The sequence below is a fragment of the Pseudonocardia pini genome, from assembly GCF_013870575.1.
Lineage (GTDB): Bacteria > Actinomycetota > Actinomycetes > Mycobacteriales > Pseudonocardiaceae > Pseudonocardia > Pseudonocardia pini.
On sequence record NZ_JACBXB010000626.1, the window covers coordinates 1 to 3,378 of the forward strand.

The window sequence follows — 3,378 nt, forward strand, 5'->3', positions numbered from 1 at the left end:
CCCGTCATGCGGTGGAAGACCAGCCGCATCTCGGCCAGCAGCAGGCCCATCTGACACCGAGGCCGCCCGCTTCCTCGGCGCGGCCGTGGACTGGGTGGTCGGCGAGCTCGGCGCGGACCCGGACGAGCTCGTCCAGGAGTGGGTGCGGGCCGTCCTGGGTGACGGCTACCCCTCCCCCACCCGGATGCTGCGGCACTGCGAGCACGTCCTCGAGCGGTACCTCGTCACCGTCACCGGGGTGGAGGCGGGCCCACCCGGCCGGTTCCACGTCTTCGGCACGGAGGGCGGGGCGGCCGCGATGGCCTACACCTTCCGGTCCCTGAAGGAGAACGGCCTGCTGGCGCGCGGGGACAAGGTCGCGATCGCCTCGCCGGTCTTCACGCCCTACCTGCAGATCCCGGTGCTCGCGGACTTCGGGCTCGAGATCGTCGAGGTGCAGGCGGCGCCGAACAGGGCGTACCGGTTCGAGCCGGGCGTGCTCACCGAGGCCCTGCGGGACCCGGCGATCAAGGCCTTCATGGTGATCAACCCCGGCAACCCGGACACCCGGGCGATGCTGCCCGAGCGGCTCCAGGAGATCGCCGCGCTGGTCGCCACCGAGCGGCCGGACCTGATCCTGGTGGCGGACACCGTCTACGCCACGTTCGTCGAGGGCTTCCGGGGCATGCTCGCCGAGGTCCCCCGCAACGTGATCTGCCTGCACAGCTTCTCGAAGAACTTCGGCGCCACGGGCAACCGGCTCGGGTTCGCCGCCGTGGCCGCGGACACCGTGCTCGACGACATCCTGGCCGGCAGGTCCGAGGCCGAGCGGGAGGCGGCGGCCCACCGGTACTCCTCGGTCAGCGCCGAGCCCGCGGCGCTCCCGTTCGTGGCCCGGATGGTCGCGGACAGCCGGGAGGTCGCGCTGCACAACATCGCCGGGCTGGCCACGCCGGACCAGGTCCAGATGACCTTCTTCGCCCTCGCCCACCTGTTCCCCGAGGGCGCGGCGCACACCGGCTCGCTGCGCACGGAGCTGAACGCGCGGCTGGCCGCGCTGCTCGGGCCGCTGGGCGTAGAGGCGCCGGGCGGCAAGGACACGCTGTACTACGCGCTCGTCGACCTGGAGGCCGTGGCGCGGGTGCGGCACGGCGAGGAGGGTGTGGCGCGGCTGCGGGCCGCCGATCCCACCCAGGTCCCGGTCCAGCTCGCCCGAGACCACGGCGTCGTCGTGCTGCCGGGGGCGGGCTTCGGCGCCCCCACCTGGGACGTCCGGGTCTGCCTGGCCGCCCTCCCCGCAGAGTCCCTCGCCCGGATCGGCGAGGCCCTGGTCGCCGTCGTCGACCGCACCATGGAGCCATGACCGTCGTCTCGGGGGCTCCGAGCGACGGTTGTGGCTCCATACTGCGTCAGACGGCCGCGCGGGAGCGGTTCTGCTGCTCGGACATGAGCTCGTCGAACACCTTCTGCCAGTCCTCGGCGAGCGCGTACTCCTTGCGCTGCGCCTCCTCGAGGCTCAGCTCGATCGGCATGCCGAAGGTGTCGTGCAGCTCGAAGAGGTGGCTGCCGGTCACGGTCTCACCCTGCCGGTTGAGCCGCCGCAGCATCGACAGGCCCTTGCGGAGGGTCCGCGCGAACTGCTTCTCCTCCTTCTGCAGCACCGCGATGATCACGTCCTGCTGCTCCGCGACCTCGGGGTAGACGTCCGCGTACAGCTGCCCCACGATCGGCACCAGGTCGGCGGCCACGCCGGCGGTCAGCTCCAGGTCCAGGCCGTAGCGCAGCGCGCGGCGGACGAGCCTGCGCATCACGTAGCCCTGCTTGGAGTTGCCCGGCTTCACCCCGTCCGACGCCAGGAACGCCGCCCCGCGGATGTGGTCGGCCACCACGCGCATCGCCTCGGTGGCCTCCTCGTAGGACTTGCCCGAGACCTCCTGCAGCCTCTCGATGATCGGCCAGACCAGGCTGATCCGGTAGACGTCCGGGCTGTCGATCGACGACGCCGCGATCCGCTCGAGCCCGCCGCCGAAGTCGACGTTGTGCCGCGGCAGCTCCGCGAAGCCGCCCTCCTCCGTCTTGCGGAAGGTCATGAAGACCGAGTTGCCGATCTCCAGGTACTGCCCGCCGTCGGAGTTCTGGTGGGGGTACCTCCCGAACGCGGTGTCGTGCTCGACCTGCGGGAAGTAGTAGAAGACCTCGGAGTCCGGGCCGCCCGGGTCCCCCGCGGGCATCTCGTCCGGCCCGCCGAAGCGGCTCCACCAGTTCTTGTGGCCGTAGAAGGCGATCCGGGCGCCGTTCGACCCGTGGTCGTTGCCGTACTCCTCGGTGTCGAGGTCGATCCGGTCGGCGCTCACGCCCTTCTCGGTGAACAGCCGCTCCCAGATCGCGGCGCTCTGCTCGTCCCGCGGGATGCCGTGCTCGGCGTCGCCGATGAAGCAGGACACGTAGATGCGGTTCGGGTCCAGGCCCACGACGTCGACGAGGAAGTGGAAGAGCCGCGGGATCTGCTCGGCCTTCTCGTAGTCGCCGAGGCTCCAGTTGCCGAGCATCTCGAAGAAGGTGGTGTGCCGGTTGTCGCCGACCTCGTCCATGTCCTGCGCGCGCAGGCAGGGCTGCACGTCGGCGAGCCGGGAGCCCTCGGGGTGGTCCGCGCCGAGCAGGTACGGCAGCAGCGGCTGCATGCCGGAGCCGGTGAACAGCGTGGTCGGGTCGTCGCGCAGGACGATCGGGGCACGCTGCACGATGGCGTGCCCGTCGGCGGCCAACAGGTCGAGGTAGGCACGACGGATGTCCTGTGCGTCCATGCGCGCGACCCTGCCAGGGAGATCCTTTTCCGAACAGGTCCGAACGAACGACGCCGGCCTCCCGATCAGGGCGTTTTTCCCACGAATTGAGGATGTGCGGCGTCCATGATCACGGACCGTCGCGCAGGAACCGCGTGCGGTACCGACCGGCGAGCCACAACAACCCCAGCTCGACGACGACGGCGACCACCACCAGCTCCGCGTCCAGGTACCCGAGGGCGACGTTCACCCCCGCCAACGCCACCACCAGTCCGATCCGGCAGAGCCGGACCCCGGCCCGGTCCCGTCCCACCAGCAGCGCCCCGGCCCCGACCAGCAGCAGGACCCCGACGAGCGCCTCCCCCGCCGAGGTCAGCACGAGCGCGGGCGGGCGGGTCCCGGGGGCGATCGTGGTGTCGTCCAGCACGAGCTCCAGGTCCGGGTCGCCGGTCAGCAGGGCTGTCAGGATCACCAGCCCGACCAGGGAGGCGAGCCCGAGCAGCACCGACCCCAGGATCAGCAGGATGCGGTGCACCCAGCGCGGGACCAGCATCCGTTCGGCGCGGTCGAGCGCGGCCAGGACCGGACGGAACGGGCTGCGGGGCTCCTCCACCGG

Annotated in this window: 3 protein-coding genes; 1 reads left to right on the forward strand and 2 read right to left on the reverse strand. The window is 71.5% G+C overall.

The window, feature by feature from the left end; translation table 11 throughout:
• The coding region (locus H5J29_RS26030) for a bifunctional aspartate transaminase/aspartate 4-decarboxylase (protein WP_181783654.1) at positions 1-1,342 on the forward strand (1,342 nt) is incomplete at its 5' end.
• A gap of 46 nt (positions 1,343-1,388) precedes the next feature.
• On the opposite strand, the gene H5J29_RS26035 is transcribed toward H5J29_RS26030, so the two are convergent.
• Both H5J29_RS26035 and H5J29_RS26040 read right to left on the reverse strand, forming a co-directional pair.
• Positions 1,389-2,783, reverse strand: coding sequence for an alanine--tRNA ligase-related protein (locus H5J29_RS26035; protein WP_181783655.1), 1,395 nt, complete (start codon positions 2,781-2,783; stop codon positions 1,389-1,391).
• A 109-nt stretch (positions 2,784-2,892) separates the two neighbouring features.
• The coding region (locus tag H5J29_RS26040; protein WP_181783656.1) for a hypothetical protein at positions 2,893-3,378 on the reverse strand (486 nt) is incomplete at its 5' end.